The organism is Stenotrophomonas sp. SMYL86, from assembly GCF_036320025.1.
GTDB lineage: Bacteria > Pseudomonadota > Gammaproteobacteria > Xanthomonadales > Xanthomonadaceae > Stenotrophomonas > Stenotrophomonas maltophilia_A.
On record NZ_JAWIRU010000005.1, the window covers coordinates 138,772 to 156,321 of the forward strand.

Sequence of the window (17,550 nt, forward strand, 5' to 3'; positions counted from 1 at the left end):
CGTTCATGGGAAGGAATCGATGGAACGCACGATGATGGTGAGGTCTGTCCTGGGAACCGCGCTGGCGGTAGCGCTGACGGCCTGTGGTGGAGGTGGCGGGGGCGGCAACGTGCGCATCGATACCCCGCCGCCGCCACCGCCACCGACTACCCCGCCACCGACGACGCCGCCCCCGGTCAAACCGCAGGAGCCGGCCTTCGACGCGCATCTGTCAGTCACCAATGCGCGCGCCGCACAGGCTGCCGGCCTGACCGGCCAGAACGTGCGCATCGGCATCGTCGACTCCGGCGTGCAGCGCAATGCGGTGGCGTTGAATGGCCGGGTGCTGGCCAACCTCAACTACATCGATCCGGCCAGGAACAATCTGGGTGTCGATGATGTGGTCGGCCACGGCACCGCCGTGGCCAGCCTCGCCGCCGGCGCGGCAACGGGTTCCTGGCCGGGTGGCATCGCGCCAAAGGCGCAGATCGTGTCGGCACGGATCATTGCCGACAAGCCGCCCGTCGATGACGGCAGCGGCAAGGGCAATTCCTTCAGCGGCCCGCTGGGCGTGGCCCAGGTCCACCAGGACCTGATCAGCTACAACGTGAAGGTGATGAACAATTCGTGGGGCGGCCTGTACTGGACCGATCTACCGACCACCGCGCAGGTGGCCGCCGAATATCGCCCCTTCGTGATCAACCATGGCGGGCTGGTGGTGTTCGCCGCGGGCAATGATGGCCGCAGCGAGCCGAGCAGCCTGGCCGCACTGCCCAGCCAGCAGGGCGTGGCCGGCACGCTGCCGGCTGCCGACCTGGAGCGCGGCTGGCTGGTGGCCACCGCCGTGGATCCGTATGCGCCCGGTACGCTGGCCAGCTATGCCAATGCCTGTGGCCAGGCGGCCCGCTACTGCCTGGCGGCGCCCGGCAGCGCGGTCTACCCCGATGCCAACGGTGGCAGCTACTACTGGAACTACGGCACGTCATTCGCGGCGCCCTTGATTTCCGGTGCGGCGGCGTTGGTCTGGGAGCGCTTCCCGTACTTCAGCAACGATCTGGTGCGGCAGACCCTGCTGGGTACCGCCAAGGACATCGGTGCGCCGGGCGTGGATCCGGTGTTCGGCTACGGCCTGCTCGACATCGGTCGTGCGATCAACGGTCCGGGTCGTTTCGACTGGGGTGATGTGGTCGCCAACGTGGATCTGGCCTCGACCGGCTCGGCGTGGCGCAACGATATCGTCGGCAGCGGCGGGCTGGTCAAGCAGGGCGGGGGCACCCTGGTGCTGGCCGGCAACAACAGCTACACCGGTGCAACCCGCATCGAACGCGGCATCCTGTCGCTGCAGAACGGTGGCGTGATCCGTTCCAACGTGACCATCCTCGGCCAGTCCGATCCGGATTCGACCGGCCTGCAGTTCAATGGCGGCACGCCCCGCGTGATCGGCAATGTGGTCAACGGCAGCAGCGTATTCCTCACCACCGGCAACACCACCGGCACCATCGAGGGCAACTACACCCAGCAGGCCGGCGCACAGTTGATGATCGCACTGGGCGCCAATGCGTTGCAGGTCACCGGCAATGCCGCGATCGACGGTGGTGTGCGCGTGCATGGCTTCGTTTCCGGCTACGTGCCACAGAACGGCAGCCGGCAGGACCTGATCCATGCGGCAGGCGGACTCAGCGGCACCTTCAGTACGCCGGCTACCTCCAGTGGCCTGCAGGGGCTGTCATTGCTGCAGAGCAGTTATGGCTATGACAGCAACAACGCGTGGTTGAACCTGACCCAGGTCAGCGTCACCGCAGCGGCCAGCGGGCTGGGGGCGTCCGCCCAGGCGGCAGCACAGCGCCTGGAAGGTGCATTCGCAGCGCTGGACAAAAACACAGGCCTGCAGGGATCGGCCTTTGGTGCAGCGGCCGGTGCCCTGCAGTGGACCGGCGGTGGCCCGCAGGGCCTGGCCGCCAGCCTGCAGAGCCTGTCCGGTCAAGCGCATGCGCGAGCCGAAGCAGCGACCTTCGACAGTATCGACATGTCGCGGCGTGCGATCGCCGAGCGCTTTGATCGTGTACAGGCCGCACCGCGCCTGCGCGGGAGCTGGCAGAGCGCGCTGGGTGAGGCGGGGCAGGGCAGCTTTGCCGGCAACGCTGCCGACAGCCGGGGCTGGATGGCCGGCCAGGATCTGCCACTGGGCAGCAACGGCCTGATGGGCGTGGCGTTTGGTGAGACCCGCAGCACTGGTGGCAGCAGTTTCGGCGGCGATCGTGGGCGTGATCGCCAGGCGCAGGCGCAGCTGTACGCCGGCTGGAATCTGGGGCGTGGCTATGCGTTGGCCCAGGTGGGCAGCGGTCAGTTCACCCGCGCGCTGGATCGTCAGCTGCTGCTCGGTGCGGGTGCCTATGGCGTCTCCGCGCGGTACGGCGGCCGTTTCAGCAGTGCCAGCGTGGAGGGCGGGTACCGGCTGGGGCGTGCGGGCGCATCGATGACGCCCTACGTCGGCGCCAGCACCACGCGTGTGGAGACCGACGCCTTCAATGAACTCGGCGGCTTTGGTTTCGGCCTGCGGGGCGATGCCAACCGCGTGCAGCGCAGCCAGATGCTGGCCGGTATCCGCGGCGAGCGCGGCTGGGGGCGTTGGACGCTGCGTGGGCATGCCGAATGGCAGCAACGGCTTGATGGTGCGGATGCGGACTGGCAGGCCAGCTTCGTCGGCGTGGATGCCTGGGCGCCGTTGGCGGGCTGGAACGCGCCGCGCGGCAGTGCGCTGATCGGCGTGGCGCTGGAATCGTGGTGGGGCCGCAATGGGCGCCTGAGCCTGGGCTTCGACCAGCGCGTTGGTGGCGAAGGTGCGCGGCAGGCCGCCTTGCGCTACAGCACCGGCTTCTGAAGGACGGCTCGCGCCGGGTCATGCCCGGCGCGACATCGGCAGGTTCAACCGCCGCGCAGGTTGCCCAGGCGCGGGGTGCTGCGGCCCAGCGGCATCTTCAGCTTGCCGATCGACAGGATGCGGCTTTCGGCGATGCGGTCGGCGGCACGCTGCGGCGCGATGTTCTCGCGCTGAGACAGTTCGAAGATGCGGGTGAGGTTGTGGTAGATGCTGCGGATCAGGCGCATTGCGCGTTCGCGGTTGTAACCGTCGATCTCCAGCGACACGTTCATCACGCCACCGGCGTTGACTGCATAGTCCGGCGCATACAGGATGCCGCGCGCATGCAGCTCGTCGCCGATTTCCAGGCTCGACAGCTGGTTGTTGGCGGTGCCGCAGATGATCTTCGCCTTGATCCGCGGCAGCGTGTCGGCGTTGATCGCACCTTCCAGCGCGCACGGTGCGAACACGTCGGCGTTCACCTCGTGGATCTCATCCGGTTTGACCGCTTCGGCGCCGAAATCGCTGACCGCGCGATCAACCAGCGCGCTGTCCAGGTCGGTGACGTACAGCTTGGCACCGCGGTCGCGCAGCAGTTTCACCAGTTCCATGCCGATGTGGCCCAGGCCCTGCACGGCGATGCTGGTCTTGCCCACTTCCTCATGGCCGAACTTGAAACGCATCGACGCCATCAGTGCCTGCAGCGCACCGTAGGCGGTGAACGGGGCGGGATCGCCGGAGCCACCATGGACCTGGTGCACGCCGGTCACGAACTGGCTTTCCAGGTAGATGTTCTCCATGTCGTTGACGTCGGTTCCGACGTCCTCGGCGGTGATGTAGCGCCCGCCCAGCGAATCGACATAGCGGCCGAAGGCACGGAACAGCACCTCGGTCTTGTCCACTTTGGGGTCGCCGATGATCACCGCCTTGCCGCCACCCACGTTGAGGCCGGCCAGTGCATTCTTGTAGGTCATCGTCCGGCTCAGCCGCAGCGCATCGGCCAGCGCCTCGTCGGTGCTGGCGTAGGGGCGCATGCGCACGCCACCCAGGGCCGGGCCGAGGGTGGTGTTGTGGATGGCGATGATCGCCTTCAGGCCGGCGTCGTGGTTGTGGCAGAACACCACCTGTTCGTGGCCGGTGGTGGCGAGGGTTTCGAATAGCATGGCGTCTCCGATGGCGCGATCAGCGGCGAACTGCAGCGAACGGCCAGTGAACGGTAGGGTCCCAAAACAAAAAAAGCGACGTCGTCGGTGCAGGGGGACGGGTCGCGCGGCGCCATTCTAGTCCATTCCCCCGGCCGGTGCCGTCGACATCGGTGGCCTTCCGGTTAAAGAAGATGAAAGTTCGGCCGATGCTGCGACGACGGCGGGTGGCCGGATTCGCGTGAAGAGGCAGGGCGGTCAGTGACGGCAAGGGCACCACAACGACAGGGCGGGCGGCGATGACGCCGGCCTGGTGGCGATCACTGCGTGGCTGGCTGGCGCGCTCGACCGGGACGGCACCGTCCCGGTTGGCGGCGGCGTCGCGGCAGGCGGTGGCGGCGGCTGCGGCCAGCCTGCAGGGCGAGGCTCTGCCCTCGGCCGAGATCGCTGCACATCTGCAGCGTGGCCTGCATGCACTGGCCCTGTACCCGCGCCTGGCCGGTGAATCCACGGCGGTGCAGGCCGCGGGGTTGGGCGAGGCGGTGGCGCGCGCGCTGCAGGACCGGGACTGGGCGGCCCGTCAGCTGCCGCGCCGCCCGCAACTGCTGCCGCAGCTGATCCAGACGGTCAACGACGATGCTGCGTCGGCGCGGGTGATGGCGGCGATCATCGGCCAGGACCCGGTGCTGACCGGCAACCTGCTGCGCATCGCCAACAGCCCGGCCTACAAGGTGCACGAGCGCCCGGTGGAAAGCCTGCAGCGGGCGGTGACGCTGGTCGGTACCGAAGGCGTGCGACAGATCATCAGCGCAGTTCTGGTGCAGCCGGTGATGCAGGTGCAGTGCGAGGTGTTTCCGCAGTTCAGCACGATCATCTGGGAGCACGCACTGCTGGCCTCGCGCGCAGCCGCTGACCACGCGCGCACGGTCACTTTCGGCGATGCCTTCGCCGCCCAGTGGCTGGGCCTGGTACAGGGGCTGGGGGCCGCGCTGGTGATGCGCCAGCTGCTGCAGGAAGCGCAGGCACGCGATGAAACGGTGGAGCCGGCGCTGGCGCTGCAGCTGCTCCAGCAGTGGTCACTGCCGTTGGCGCAACGCGTGGCTGCGGCCTGGGAGCTGCCAGAGCCGGTGCACCAGGCGCTGGCGCCCGAGGCGGATGGCCCGCTGGCCGACAGCCTGCGCCTGGCCAGCGCGGCCGCAGCGGCCAGCCTGCTTTGCCGGCACGGACATGCCAGCCAGAGCCGCATGCTGGCCCTGCTTGAACAGTTGCCTTCGGCGCCGCCGCATGCGCTGCGCTGGATCTGGCGGCGCCTGCATGGGCGCAGCGTGGAAACACGGGATGACGCCGGACAGGAAGAGGCGGGTCCTGCGCCCTGAGCGCTACAGCTGCGATTCCACCGGCAGCCAGCTGATCACCCGCGCGGTCCAGCGCTTGCCCAGGCTGGCACCGGGTTCGGCCTCCACCCAGTGCGGCGGTGGCTGCCGCTCCAGCCAGCGCAGGTCATCATCGCGCCCCAGCGCCAGCCACCAGCTGTGCTCCGGGCCGGCCAGGCGCAGGTACTCGTCGCGCAGCTGTGCACCGAGCGCCGGGTCATCGAACAGCACGCCCATTTCGGTATTGAGGTAGGCCGAACGCGGGTCGAGGTTGAACGAACCGACGAAACCGCGGCGGTCATCGACCACGAATGCCTTGGTGTGCAGGCTGGCGCCGCTGCTGCCGAACAGGCTGGCATCCAGCTGGCCGTGTGCCTTCAGTTCGTACAGCTGCACGCCGGCCCTCAGCAGCGGCACCCGGTAGCCCATGTAGCCGCCGTGTACCGCTGCCACATCGTTGGCGGCCAGTGAGTTGGTCACCACGCCCACCTGCGCGCCGCGTGCGGCCAGCGCCGACAGCGCCTCGACCCCATCGTTGCCGGGCACGAAGTAGGGCGAGATCAACAGCGCACTGCGCCGCGTGCTGCGCAACTCGTCGCTGAGACGGCTGACCAGCCAGCCGCGGCGATCGTCATCGCGGTGCTTCATCGGCGGATCGGAAGCGATGCGCACGTTCGCGCTCCAGTGCAGCGGTTCCGGGCTGGGCCGCTGCAGCGCGCGCGACTCGGCCACGCGTTGCAGGTAGGGCTGTGCCTTGGCATGCATGGCATCCAGGTCCGACTGCCGTACCAGCTGCTGCAACTGTGCATCGGTATACGAGGCCAGTGCGGAAATCGGGATCGCCGTGCTGCTGTTCCAGTAGTCGTCGAAGATCTGGTTGGCCTGCTGCACGGCGGGGCCGGCCACCACCAGGTCCAGGTCCTGGAAGTTCACATCGTCGCGCGCGCTGAAGTATTCCTCGCCGATGTTGCGGCCACCGACGATCGCGATGCGGCCGTCGGCGATCCAGCTCTTGTTGTGCATGCGGTGGTTGACGCTGAAAGCGCGTTGCACCAGCTCCAGCGTGCGCGCGATGCCGCTGCGGTTGCGGAACGGGTTGTACAGGCGGATCTCGATGTTCGGATGCGCATCGAGTGCCATCATCAACGCGTCCTTGTCCTTGGCGTTCATGTCGTCAAGCAGGATGCGCACGCGCACGCCGCGCTCGGCGGCGTCGTACAGCGCCTTGGCCATCAGATGGCCGATCAGGTCGTCGTGCCAGATGTAGTACTGCAGGTCCAGGCTGCGGCCTGCGTGCGCGGTGATCATCGCGCGCGCGGCGAAGGCATCCATGCCATCACTGAGGAACGCCACGCCGGACTGCCCGGGGCGTGCGTCCTGCAGCGGCACGATCTGCTGGTCGATGCGGGTCTGCGCCGGCTGCAGTGGCAGCACATGCGAAGGTGCGCCCTGTGCCTGCGGGGTGAGGTGGTCGGCCAGCAGCAGCCCGGACAGGACCAGCAGCAACAGCGCGGCGAGAATGATCGCAGCGACGCGCAGCAGGCGTCGCCACAGGGGCTTGGGCAGGCTCATGCCCCGATGGTAGATCCACGCCGTGCGTGGATGAAAGCCAATAGACCCGCTGCAGTAGATCCACGCCATGCGTGGATGGCAGGGACTTCGCGGTCAGAAGCGCTCGTCGCTGCCCAGGTAACGCCACTGCCCCGCAGGCAGCGGTCCCAGTGCCACGCGGCCAATCCGCAGCCGACGCACGGCCGCGACCTGCAGGCCGGCAGCGGTGACCGCCACGCGCAGGCCCTTGGCCGTCAGGCCCTTGCCGGCGAAGCGCAGGCGCTGCTCGCTCTGCCAGCTGACCTTGGCGCCGCCCGATTCCTGCTGCAGCCGCGCCATCAGCCACGGGCCGCGCTCGGGACCGCCTTCGGCCACTTCGATCAGGTATTCCTGTTCGGTGCGGCCCAGATTGCGCTGCAGATGGGCCAGCGTGGCCGGGTCCTGGCTGACCACCACCAGGCCGCTGTCGCTGGCCGGAAGCGAGGCGGCCAGCTGCAGGCCGTGGAAGTGACGCTGAAGCGGACGGATGTCGCTGGCATCAAGTTCGCTGCGGCTGTCACTGCTGACCAGCGCACACAGGGTTTCAGCGGCAACGCCTGCCGGCTTGTGCAGCAGCATGCTGACCCGCTCGGCCTTTTCATCGCTGGCCTGCTCGGCCACGACGATCACCGCGCTGTCATCGACCGGGCGCTGCGGCTGTTCCACCACGTCGCCATTGACCGTGACCCAGCCGCCTTCGATGTAGCGCCGCGCTTCGCCGCGCGGGATGCCGAGCAGGGCGGACAGGCGTTTGTCGAGACGGATCGGTTCCATGGCGGAAAGGTCAGGCAGGGGGCGCGCAGTGTAGCCGCTGCGGCCGGTCAGCGCTGGCCGCGGTTGGCCAGCTCGGTCAGGTACAGGCGGGTATCGAACTCCAGCTGCAGGTACTCCGGCTCCATGTGCTGGCACAGCTGGTAGAAGGCCTTGTTGTGATCGGCTTCCTTCAGGTGGGCCAGTTCATGCACCACGATCATGCGCAGGAACGCCGCTGGTGCCTGGCGGAACACGGTGGCGATGCGGATCTCGCGGCTGGCCTTGAGGCGACCGCCGTGCACGCGGGAGATGGCGGTATGGGTGCCCAGCGCATGCTTGATCACTTCCAGCGTGTTGTCGTAGCAGACCTTGTTGAGCGGCACCGACTTGCGCAGGTAGCGGTCCTTCAGCTCCTGCGTGTAGTCGTACAGCTGGCGGTCGCTGCGCACCTCGTGCGGATCGGGATAGCGCTGCTGCAGCCAGGGGCCGAGCTTGCCCTGCGCCAGTAGTTCACTGACCTGGGCGACCAGGGGTTCGGGATAGCCGGTGAGGTACTTCAGGACTGCCATGCAGGGGCGGCGGGGCGTCGGTAGAATGGGGCATCCAAGATTACACGCGGTACGCATCGACCATGGCAAAGCCCAACGCGCTGCAGGAACAATTGCTCAAGGCCGGCCTGGCCAAGAAGTCGCAGGCCAGCGCTGCCGCGAGCGCGCAGGCCAAGGCCCGGCAGGGCAAGGCCGAATCGACCTCGGCCGATGTCCAGCGCGAGGCTGAACGGGCCCGCGCCGAGAAGGTCGAGCGCGACCGCGCACTGGCCGCCGAGCGCAATGCCCAGGCCAGGCAGGCTGAACAGAAGGCCCAGGCCCGGCAGATCATCACGGCCCATGCCGTGCCCCACAAGGGCGACGACGAGTACCGTTTCAGCGATGGCGCGGCGATCCGCACCCTGCTGATCGACCCCAAGCTACGCAAGGCGCTGTCGGTGGGTGTGCTGGTCATCGTTGCCCTCGGCGACGGTTACGCCCTGCTGCCGCGTGCCGCTGCCGAAAAAGTGCGTGAACGCGCCCCGGAGGCGATCATCGTCGACCACGGCCAGCCGGGCTCGACCGCCGAGATCTCCACCGGCAATGCCGAGGACGACGCCTACTACGCGCAGTTCCAGGTGCCGGACGACCTGGTCTGGTAAGCCAAAAAGGGGACGGAGGGGATTAAGCCGCAAATGGCCTGCTCCGGCCCGTCTGCCTTCTGCTCAGCTTGCTGAAGGCCCGCCGGTCATGGCTCGGCGCTACCGTTTACTGCGCGGCGTATCGTCCCCATATCAGGCGACACACCTGCGGAGGATGGCCATGGCCACCGGTTGGGCGGGAGACGGCGCGGTCCAGGACCAGATCGACGCCACCGTCGACGATGCGATCGCCCGCGCGCGGCGCCAGCTGCGCGAGGGTCCTGGTCTGGAACATTGTGAGGAATGCGACGCGCCGATCCCGTTGGCGCGGCGCCAGGCCGTGCCCGGGGTACGGCTGTGCGTGGCGTGCCAGCAGGCGCATGACGACGAAGCGCAGGCGCATGCCGGCTACAACCGGCGTGGCAGCAAGGACAGCCAGTTGAGGTAAAGGTTGTTCGGCAGGGCTTGCAGCCCTGCACCTGCCGAAGCCTTCAAGCCAAGGCAACTTCAACGTCAAAAGCGGGCATTCCGTAGGTAGGAGGGACGGTGTGGGTAGGCAGGACACGCCGTAAACCCCCCTCCGGGGTCCGGCCCAGCCGCTGGCGGCTGGGCGTTCGGGCGCTTGCGAAGCAGTGCTTCGCAAGCAAAGCGCCCTCACCCATGGGGGCTCGATGGCGCCATCCATGGCGCCAACGGTCCTGCCTACCCACACCGTCCCGCCTCTGACAGATTTCCGCGGCTGTTGGTAGGCGTCGACTTTGGTCGACACATCTGTCAGATATCGAATGAGTCATCCACGCATGGCGTGGATCTACCGTGTCGACCCAGGTCGACACCCACCAGGGCAATGCGTCGTTCCAACAGCTCGCGGAAATCTGTCGAAGGCGGGGTGGGTCCGGTGGCGGGAGTGTCCGCGGCATGGATGCCGCGGCCAAGCCCCCATGGACGGGTTTACGGCGTCTCCCGCCACCGGATCCATCCCGCCAACCCACGGAATGCCGGCTTTTGTTTTCGCCTTTGCTGTTGCTGGTGCTGTTGCTCCAGCTCATAGCGGGTGCAGGGCGCAGCCCTGCCGAAAACCACCCTCAGCCGTCGCCCTGGATGCCGCCGGGGGCCTGCGCCGGGTCGCGCCAGCGGCGCACCGTGCGCTGGAAGAACAGGTTGTTCGGCAGCTGCAGCACCGTGCCCTCGTGGCCGTCGCCGGTTTCCTGCAGCGTGGTGTAGATCAGGTTCACGTCGATCACCCGGCCCTTCAGGCCAGGCTTCTCGCCGTTTTCCAGCACCTCGATGTAGTCGTGCAGGCGGAACGGGCGGGTGGTGAAGATCAGCAGCGTGCAGAAGATGTTGGACAGCACGCTCCACGCCGCGAAGAAGGCCACCGCGCCCACGGCTGCAAAGCCGGTGAACGCGGTCCACAGCACCGACGGCTTCGCGCCGAGCAGGCTGAGGATGTACAGCAGGGCACTGAAATAGACCACGAAACTGGTGATCCGGCGCGCGCCCATCACCATTTCCGGCGGCAGCGTGTAGTGCTCGGCAAAGCGGCGGATCAGTCGACGGGCGAGCACGCGCAGGAGCCATGCGACCAGCAGCACCAGTACGATCTGCAGGGCGACGCCAGCGTAGTTCAACCACGGGTGGGTCCAGGCGGGCAGGTGATCCTTCAGCGACAACATCATGGGGCGAAAACAGGCGGCGGGAACGGCCCCTGATGTTACCCGGCGCGTGCGGGGGATTCGACCGCCGGGTTCCAGGCCACGCACACCAGCTCCTGGCGGTGCTGCTGCAGGCAGGCGCGGCCATTGTCGGGACGCAGCTGCAGTGACAGGCCCAGCGCCTGCAGCAGGACACAGGCGGTGATCACCAGCAGGGCGGCGCAGGATGGGCTGGACATGGCAGGACTCCTGGACGGCAATTTCGCGAAGGACCTTTCATGGATGCAGCAGCCACCCAAAAGGTTGCATGCCATCGATCATCGATCGGCTCTAAACCTTTTCCCGGGTCGCCGCATCCAAGCGATATGCTCGACACCACCATGCCCGCGCCGCCTGCCGCCAACGACGCCGTCGATGAACCCGCCCTGGTGCGGGCGGCGGCCGCCGGTGACACCGCTGCCTATGAACTGCTGTACCGGCGCCACGCGCCCCGTGTATTCGCTGTGCTGTGGCGGTTGTGTGGCGGCCAGCAGGCACGCGCCGAGGACGCGCTGCAGGAAGCGTTCCTGCAGGCGTGGAAGGCGCTGCCGGGCTTCCGTTTCGAGAGCAGCCTGTCGACCTGGCTGCACCGGCTGGGCGTCAACGCGGCACTGATGGAGCTGCGCGGACGTGCGGGCGGGCAGGATCATGACAGCCTCGACGAAGTGGACGGAGGGTTGCAGGAGCTGGCAGTGCACGATCGTTGCGCCGGCACCGAACGCGACCTCGAACGGGCACTGTCGACACTGCCGCCACGGGCACGTGCGGTACTGGTACTGCACGACATCGAAGGCTGGAAACACCAGGAAATCGCCGAACAGCTGCAGATGGCCGTCGGCAGTTCCAAGGCACAGTTGCATCGTGCGCGCGGCCTGTTGCGCGCACGGCTGGGAGACATGACATGAGTACACACGACCACGATTCCGACCACGATCTGCTGGCCTGGCTGCGCGCGCTGCCGACCGAACGCGGCGTACCCACCGATGGCTGGGCACGCCTGTCGGCGCAGCTGCCGCCGCGTGAACCGCAGGCGGCACCTGCGCCGGGCGACAACGTGGTGGCCCTGCCGATCCGCTCGCGGCGCCGCTGGTGGCTGCCGGTGGGGGCTGCACTGGCAGCCAGTCTTGCGCTGTACGCGGTGGCACCGTGGCGGCATGCGCAGCCGGACGCGCCGGTGCCGTCTACCCTGCAGCTGCAGGCGGCGGCGATGACCGAGCAGTACCAGCAGGCCGTCGCTTCGCTGCCCGATGGACGGGCGCCGGAATGGCAGCCGGCGCTGCACGAACTGGATGAAAGCGCAGCGCAGATCCGTGCCGCCTTGGCGCAGGACCCGCGTGCGCCGCACCTGCTTGGCCAGCTCAAGCGCACCTACGCGCTGCGGCTGGAACTGACCCGGCAGGCGGCCTATGCCGCCGAGTCCGGCTTGACGACCTGAGGAGACCCCCATGACCCGAACCCTGATTTCCTGCTGTGTCGCGCTGCTGCTGGCCCCTGCCGTGGCGCTGGCCGACACCCGCATCGACGAGCGCCACACCCTGGCCGCGGGCGGTCGCATCGAGCTGAGCAATGTGGCCGGCAAGGTGACCGTGCGTGGCTGGGACCGCAATGACGTGCAGCTCACCGGCACGCTCAGCGACGGCCTGCAGCTGCGTCAGGAGAAAAGTGCCAACCGTGTGCGCTGGGAGATCGAATACCCGCGCCGCAGCAGCAATGGTGGCGCGACGCTGGTACTGAACGTGCCGCGCTCGGTGGAGCTGCTGCTGAGCACGGTCAGCGCCAGCCAGGACATCAGTGGCATCGATGTGCGACGGCTGCAGGCCGACACGGTCAGCGGCAGCCTGAGCGCGGCTGGCCGCAGTGGCGACAGCAAGCTCAACACGGTCAGTGGCAGCGTCAGCGCACGCCTGCAGACGCCGAAGCTGGACGTGAACACGGTCAGTGGCCGGATCGAGGCCGGCGGCGGCGTGTCTGGTGATATCGGTGCGCAGACGGTGTCCGGTCGGGTCGAGGTGGATGCCGGGCGCGTGCAGCGGCTGGCGGTGGAGACCGTCTCGGGCAGCATCGATCTGGCAGCGGCCGGGTTGGCTCCTGGCGGCCGCATCAACGTCGAATCGGTCAGTGCCTCGGTCACGCTGAGCCTGCCGCGCACGGTGTCGGCACAGCTGTCGGTGAACAGCTTCAGCGGATCGATCAACAGCGATGCCGGGCAGGTGGAGCGGCCGCGCTATGGGCCGGGCAGCCACCTCGATACGCGTCTGGGCGGCGGTGATGGTGACATCCGCATCCAGTCGCATTCGGGCAGTGTGCGGGTACGCCTGGACCGCTGAACGCGATCCGGCAGGCCGCGGCGGCAGCGCCGCCGCGGTCGATACTGGGTCAGCTGGCTTTCTTCAGCGCCCAGGTGGTGCCGAGGACTTCGATCTTGCCACCGGCCTTGCGGAACGCTGCCAGGTCCGAAGCGATCGAATCGCTGCTGACCACAGTGCTGGCGGCCGCGCCCTTGCGTTCGCTGCGGATGCTGTTGCTGGCCTTCGCGGGGGTCTTTGCCTTGCGGGGCATGGTTGCTCCTGTCAGGTGGAAGGGGAGGAAAGCGCCCAGGCATCGGCCTGGCGCAGGTAGTCCTGCCGCTCGCGGCGGCAGTCATCGCCGCCCATCGAAAACTGGCGGCAGATCGCCGGGCGCTGCGAATAGATCGTGCAGCGCAGGTGATAGGGATCGATCGCCGCGCACCAGCCTTCCTCGTTGCGCGCCATCACGGCACGGCCGTGGGTGTCGCGTGACAGGAACTGGCCGGGCACGTGGTCGCCGGGCTGCAGCAGCACGGGCAGCCGGCAACAGACCGCGTCACAACGGCGGCAGTCGATGGGTGCAGGTGCTGCGTCAGGTTGTAAGGCCACAGGGGCCTGGCGGGTGCCCAAAGCGGGTCTCGATGGCGGCTCAGGTGCTGCGCGGACCATGAACGAGCCAGGAAGGCATGGCCGCTAGGCCCGCGGGGCGGGCCAGGCTGCACTGTGGACACACACCGGCGTGGCCGGCGGAAGGTGCAGCGTGGTTCTAGCCGACCAAGAGTAACTTAGACCGCGTAACGTTTTGTTAATCCTGGCTGGCTGCCGCCAGCGCAAGGCCCTGGACCACGCCCAGCGAGGGCTCGCCGTGGACCATGCGGGCCCCCGGGAAGGCCTCGGCCACGGCCTGGCGCAGGTAGCCGGCACGGGACATGCCACCGGTCAGGAACACCGCGTCCGGGTCGCCGCCGATGTCGCTGCGGACCTGGGCCAGCAGCTCGCGGATCTGCTCCAGGTAGCCATGGGCGGCGGCGGCCAGGCCGTCGGCGCTGCTGTCGGCATGCAGGTCGCGGGCGATGTAGTCCAGCGTGCTGCGGTGTTCGCTGGCGGCGCTGAGGGCAATCTTGGCGCGTTCGACATCGCGGTACAGGCGGGCGGTGTTGCCGGTGTCCTGCAGGGCCTGCAGGCGCGCGCCCCACGGTTCGTCGACATGGTCGTATTTGTGCTGGCGGAAGTCGCGCTGGCGCGTCATGTCCTGCACGGTGGCGGCTTCCACGTAGTGGTGGGCGGGCACGCGGGTGATGCCGCGGCCGAACAGCGGCATGTAGCTGGACAGGCTCAGCGCCAGATCGATGTCGGTACCGCCACGGGCGATACCCCAGGCGCGGTGGATGCGCGGCGCAGCATCGCCACCAACCTCGGCGTGGGCGATATCGGTGGTACCGCCGCCGATGTCAACGATCACCGCCTGGTGCCGCTCGCGGCTTTCGGCGTGGTAATGCATGGCCGCCGCGGCCGGTTCCTCGAGGAAATCGATCTGGTCGAAACCGGCCTGGGTGGCGGCTTCGCGCAGGATGTCCAGTGCCTGATCGTTGCCGGCCGCGCCGATCGAGCTGCGGAACTGCACCGGGCGGCCGAGCAGGGCGGCACGCAGCGGCTGGCCAAGCTGGGCGCTGGCGGTCAGGCGGATGTGCTCGAGGATGTGCGCGGCGATGCCGGTGATGGTCTGCTTCGCGCGCGGGTGCAGGTTGTAGCCCAGCATCGACTTCGGGCTCTGCACCAGGTTGCCTTCGTGTTCCTCGAAATAGGCTTCCAGCGCGTCGTCGCCGTAGACCGCGTTCTGCAGCAGGTCGCTGGCGCTGCGCTCCTTGCCGGCGCGGGCTTCCATCCATTCCCGGCGCAGTGCGCGCAGGGCTTCGCGGCGCAGCGCCTGCGGCGTGCGTTCCTGGCCGGCGGCGCGGGCCGCGCGCGCGGCGCTGTCGATCATCTGCTGCAGCTCGTGTTCCTGGCCGGCGTCGAGCTGGAAGTCGTCCGGGTCGGGCACCACGCCAGGGAAGTACACGCTGGTGCGGAACTGCTCGGCGTCGCCGAAGCGGATCGGCAGCAGTTTCCCCTCATGCACGATGGCGGCGGCGGAGTTGCTGGTACCGAAGTCGATGCCGAGGCGCATGGGGAGTTCCGGGGGCGATCAGGGGCCGCGCACTCTGCTGCAGTTCGTCGCCGACTGCAAGTTCCTGCGGCCTTCTGTTCTGGGTGGGGGTTCCGGATCGGGTCATGCGAGCCGCCGGGCGCTGGCCGGAAAAGGGCAGGGAGCCAGGCGGTTACAATGGCGGCTGTTGATTCACTTTGAGGTACTTGCTGATGTCTTCTGCCCCCGCCTGCCCGCAGTGCACCCTGGAAAACACCTACGCCGATGGTGCGCTGTGGATCTGCGCCGACTGCGGTTTCGAATGGACCGCCGAGGAAAGCGCCGGTTCCACCCTGGTCGTGCGTGACAGCAACGGCAACACCCTGCAGGCCGGCGACACCGTCACCGTGATCAAGGACCTGAAGGTCAAAGGCTCCTCGATCCCGCTCAAGCAGGGCACCGTGATCCGCAACATCCGCCTGGTCGAGGATGACGCCGAGCACATCGAAGGCAACTCGGACAAGATCAAGGGCCTGGTCCTGAAGACCTGCTTCCTCAAGAAGGCCTGATCGCCTTCAGCGCTTGGCCTGCTGCTGCGCGCGCCAGCGGGCCAGGCTGTCCAGCTTGGCCTGGTAGCGCGCCTGCTCCGGCGCGCCCCCCAGTTCCTGCGCACGCAGCAGTTCGCGATCGGCGCGCTTGAGCTGGCCAGCCAGGAAATAGACGCGTGCCAGCCCGAAGTGGAACTGATGCGCGGTGTCATACAGGCGAACGGCCTGCCGGTAATAGCGGATCGCCTGGTCCAGCTGGCCGGCACGTTCGGCCTTGGCGCCGAACATGTACTGCGCGAACGGGTCTTCGCGCTGCACCGACTTCAACCGGCGCTCAAGTGACTGCGCCTGCGCGGTCAAGCCCAGGCTGCGGAACAGCGCGGAGGCATTGGTCAGTGCGGCATCCTGGCGGCCTTCCAGCTGCAGCGATCGGTCCAGCGCCTGCCGCGCCGCCTCGTTGTTGCCTTCGCGGTGGTCGAGCACGCCGAGGTTGTTCCACACCGGAGCGAACCCGCTGTCCTGAGCCAGGGACGCGTCGAAGAATGCACGCGCGCCGACGAAATCACCGTCGGCGAGGCGCTCCGCACCCCGGTTGTTGTAGAAGTGCGCCAACGCCCGCGCACGGCTGACGGGAACCGGGCCGCGGCGGTCATAGAGCACATTGCGATCCAGATCGACGGTACCGAAACGCCCACCGACGTCGACACCGGCGTTGACGTGGCCGACGCTGTAGACCACGCCCGCGTCCTGGTCCTGGTACCAGGACACCACCTGCCCGACTTCCTGCACGCGGGCCTGGATGCCAGCCTCCCGCGCAAGCGTCACGAACAGCAGGGTGAAGGCCAGGCAGTTGGCGCGGCGGTGCTGCCAGATATCGCTGACGGTGTAGGTCGCATTGGCGTCGTACTGCAGGTCCAGCCCGTGCTGGTCGAAGATCATCTCCACGAGCGCCTGCAGCCGCTGGTCGCGGGAGTAGCTGCGCTGGATCACCTGCTTCTGGAGCATCGCGCGCAGGTCCGCGGGAATGGCGAACACTTCTTCCGGGGTCGGCACACGTGCGGCCGACACGGTGATGGTCGGGGTCGTCACCACATCGGCGGGCGGTGTCTGGCCTGCGCCGAAGGCAGGAGCACAGAAGGCCAGCAGCGAAAGAGTGAGGCAATGGGCGGCAGAACGGTACATGACGGTTCCCGGCAGCGGCGGGCGCTCCCGCCTGTGGCGAGTGTATGCCCATGGATGTCCGGCTGCAGCGACCGTTGGTCGGCGCCGCGTTCATCCACAACCGGTGTGGACCAGCGCTCGACAAAGCTGTGGACAACTGGCTCCGGGCCCCGCCCGGCAAGCGTTGTGAGTGCGTGGTGAAAAAACCGCCAGCTTGCCCGGCGCCGGCGCAGGCGGGATGATCCGGTCATGGACTTCTCACCGCTGACGCTTGCCCCGGCGCAGTGGCAGGCGCTGCAGGACAGCTATGCAACGCCGCCACGGGCCTACCACCACTTCGGCCATGTGCGCGCGGTGCTGCAGCATTGCCAGGAGGTCGCCGACGGCCCCGGCTGGAAGCAGCCGGCCGAGATCTATCTGGCCGTGCTCTATCACGATGCGATCTACCAGGCGGGGCGCAAGGACAACGAGGCGCGTTCGGCGCAGCTGGCTTTGCAGGCGATCACACAGGCGCCAGAGCTTGCCACTGTCGACGCCGCTCGCGTGGAGCAATTGATCCTGCTGACCGCCCGCCACGGCGCGCTTGGTCCGGAGGATGTGGATGCCGAGGCGGCGCTGTTCCTGGACTGCGACATGGCGATCCTGGCCGCGCCGGAACCGGTGTTCGCTGCCTATGACCGTGGCGTGGCCGAAGAATACAAAGGGGTGGTGCCGGGCTTCCTGTACCGTGCCGGCCGTCGCCGCTTCCTGCAGGGCCTGCTGCGCGCTCCGCGGATCTTCCTCAGCGGGTTCTTCCACCAGCGCCTGGACGCGGCCGCCCGTGACAACCTGCGACGTCAGCTGGGCGTTTGAGCCGGCCCGGTACACTG

Annotated in this window: 19 protein-coding genes; 9 read left to right on the top strand and 10 right to left on the bottom strand. The window is 68.0% G+C overall.

All coding sequences use genetic code 11. The features are described 5' to 3' along the window. Positions 1–19 precede the first annotated feature (19 nt). Positions 20–2,860, top strand: a complete 2,841-nt coding sequence (locus tag V3B64_RS08100) for an autotransporter serine protease (protein WP_329913922.1) — start codon at positions 20–22, stop codon at positions 2,858–2,860. A 44-nt stretch (positions 2,861–2,904) separates the two neighbouring features. On the opposite strand, the gene V3B64_RS08105 is transcribed toward V3B64_RS08100, so the two are convergent. Continuing rightward, positions 2,905–4,002 (bottom strand): Glu/Leu/Phe/Val dehydrogenase dimerization domain-containing protein, encoded by a 1,098-nt coding sequence (locus V3B64_RS08105; RefSeq protein WP_010482852.1) that lies wholly within the window; start codon positions 4,000–4,002, stop codon positions 2,905–2,907. 278 nt (positions 4,003–4,280) lie between these two features. On the opposite strand from V3B64_RS08105, the gene V3B64_RS08110 reads away from it, so the two are divergent. Beyond that, positions 4,281–5,357: an HDOD domain-containing protein gene (locus V3B64_RS08110; RefSeq protein WP_032129353.1), complete on the top strand. Its 1,077-nt coding sequence runs from the start codon at positions 4,281–4,283 to the stop codon at positions 5,355–5,357. Between the two features lie 3 nt (positions 5,358–5,360). Here the strand turns inward: V3B64_RS08110 and V3B64_RS08115 are convergent, their stop codons facing one another. The 3 genes from V3B64_RS08115 to V3B64_RS08125 form a co-directional block, all read right to left on the bottom strand. Beyond that, positions 5,361–6,926 carry a phospholipase D family protein gene (locus tag V3B64_RS08115; protein ID WP_329913923.1) on the bottom strand — a complete coding sequence of 522 codons (1,566 nt, stop codon included), beginning with the start codon at positions 6,924–6,926 and terminating at the stop codon, positions 5,361–5,363. 93 nt (positions 6,927–7,019) lie between these two features. Then, entirely contained in the window at positions 7,020–7,718 is a 699-nt protein-coding gene (locus tag V3B64_RS08120) for an RNA pseudouridine synthase (protein ID WP_154353117.1), read from the bottom strand. Between the two features lie 47 nt (positions 7,719–7,765). After that, on the bottom strand, positions 7,766–8,266 hold the full coding sequence (locus tag V3B64_RS08125; protein WP_005414217.1) for a M48 family metallopeptidase: 501 nt from the start codon (positions 8,264–8,266) through the stop codon (positions 7,766–7,768). Positions 8,267–8,328: 62 nt separating this feature from the next. On the opposite strand from V3B64_RS08125, the gene V3B64_RS08130 reads away from it, so the two are divergent. Then, the gene (locus V3B64_RS08130; RefSeq protein WP_182266502.1) at positions 8,329–8,886 is read left to right on the top strand and encodes a DUF2058 domain-containing protein; all 558 of its coding nucleotides are present in this window, start codon (positions 8,329–8,331) and stop codon (positions 8,884–8,886) included. A gap of 160 nt (positions 8,887–9,046) precedes the next feature. Further along, positions 9,047–9,313, top strand: a complete 267-nt coding sequence (locus V3B64_RS08135) for a DksA/TraR family C4-type zinc finger protein (protein WP_032129365.1) — start codon at positions 9,047–9,049, stop codon at positions 9,311–9,313. Between the two features lie 637 nt (positions 9,314–9,950). Here V3B64_RS08135 and V3B64_RS08140 read toward each other — a convergent pair. Further along, a complete protein-coding gene (locus V3B64_RS08140) occupies positions 9,951–10,544 on the bottom strand; it encodes a mechanosensitive ion channel family protein (protein WP_080291803.1) in 594 nt (197 codons plus the stop codon). 35 nt (positions 10,545–10,579) lie between these two features. Then, a complete protein-coding gene (locus V3B64_RS08145) occupies positions 10,580–10,759 on the bottom strand; it encodes a hypothetical protein (protein ID WP_049398314.1) in 180 nt (59 codons plus the stop codon). A gap of 126 nt (positions 10,760–10,885) precedes the next feature. Here V3B64_RS08145 and V3B64_RS08150 point away from each other — a divergent pair, with 126 nt between their 5' ends. Genes V3B64_RS08150 through V3B64_RS08160 form a run of 3 tightly spaced genes read left to right on the top strand, consistent with a single transcriptional unit; the run spans position 10,886 to position 12,886 of the window. Continuing rightward, entirely contained in the window at positions 10,886–11,464 is a 579-nt protein-coding gene (locus V3B64_RS08150) for an RNA polymerase sigma factor (RefSeq protein WP_032129359.1), read from the top strand. Beyond that, complete coding sequence (locus tag V3B64_RS08155) at positions 11,461–11,994, top strand: hypothetical protein (protein ID WP_329913924.1); 534 nt, start codon at positions 11,461–11,463, stop codon at positions 11,992–11,994. Before V3B64_RS08150 ends, V3B64_RS08155 begins: the two co-directional genes overlap by 4 nt. Positions 11,995–12,004: 10 nt before the next feature. Next, positions 12,005–12,886, top strand: coding sequence for a DUF4097 family beta strand repeat-containing protein (locus tag V3B64_RS08160; protein ID WP_032129361.1), 882 nt, complete (start codon positions 12,005–12,007; stop codon positions 12,884–12,886). Between the two features lie 49 nt (positions 12,887–12,935). Here the strand turns inward: V3B64_RS08160 and V3B64_RS08165 are convergent, their stop codons facing one another. From V3B64_RS08165 to V3B64_RS08175, 3 genes are all read right to left on the bottom strand, one after another. Next, a complete protein-coding gene (locus V3B64_RS08165) occupies positions 12,936–13,118 on the bottom strand; it encodes a hypothetical protein (RefSeq protein ID WP_005410566.1) in 183 nt (60 codons plus the stop codon). Positions 13,119–13,129: 11 nt separating this feature from the next. Beyond that, on the bottom strand, positions 13,130–13,423 hold the full coding sequence (locus tag V3B64_RS08170) for a YkgJ family cysteine cluster protein (RefSeq protein WP_053462562.1): 294 nt from the start codon (positions 13,421–13,423) through the stop codon (positions 13,130–13,132). Between the two features lie 229 nt (positions 13,424–13,652). Then, entirely contained in the window at positions 13,653–15,014 is a 1,362-nt protein-coding gene (locus tag V3B64_RS08175) for an Hsp70 family protein (protein ID WP_032129362.1), read from the bottom strand. A 191-nt stretch (positions 15,015–15,205) separates the two neighbouring features. Here V3B64_RS08175 and V3B64_RS08180 point away from each other — a divergent pair, with 191 nt between their 5' ends. Further along, the gene (locus V3B64_RS08180; protein WP_010482882.1) at positions 15,206–15,541 is read left to right on the top strand and encodes a zinc ribbon domain-containing protein YjdM; all 336 of its coding nucleotides are present in this window, start codon (positions 15,206–15,208) and stop codon (positions 15,539–15,541) included. A 6-nt stretch (positions 15,542–15,547) separates the two neighbouring features. On the opposite strand, the gene V3B64_RS08185 is transcribed toward V3B64_RS08180, so the two are convergent. Continuing rightward, a complete protein-coding gene (locus V3B64_RS08185) occupies positions 15,548–16,702 on the bottom strand; it encodes a tetratricopeptide repeat protein (protein ID WP_329913925.1) in 1,155 nt (384 codons plus the stop codon). A 228-nt stretch (positions 16,703–16,930) separates the two neighbouring features. On the opposite strand from V3B64_RS08185, the gene V3B64_RS08190 reads away from it, so the two are divergent. After that, positions 16,931–17,533, top strand: a complete 603-nt coding sequence (locus V3B64_RS08190) for a hypothetical protein (RefSeq protein WP_164081437.1) — start codon at positions 16,931–16,933, stop codon at positions 17,531–17,533. Positions 17,534–17,550 lie beyond the last annotated feature (17 nt).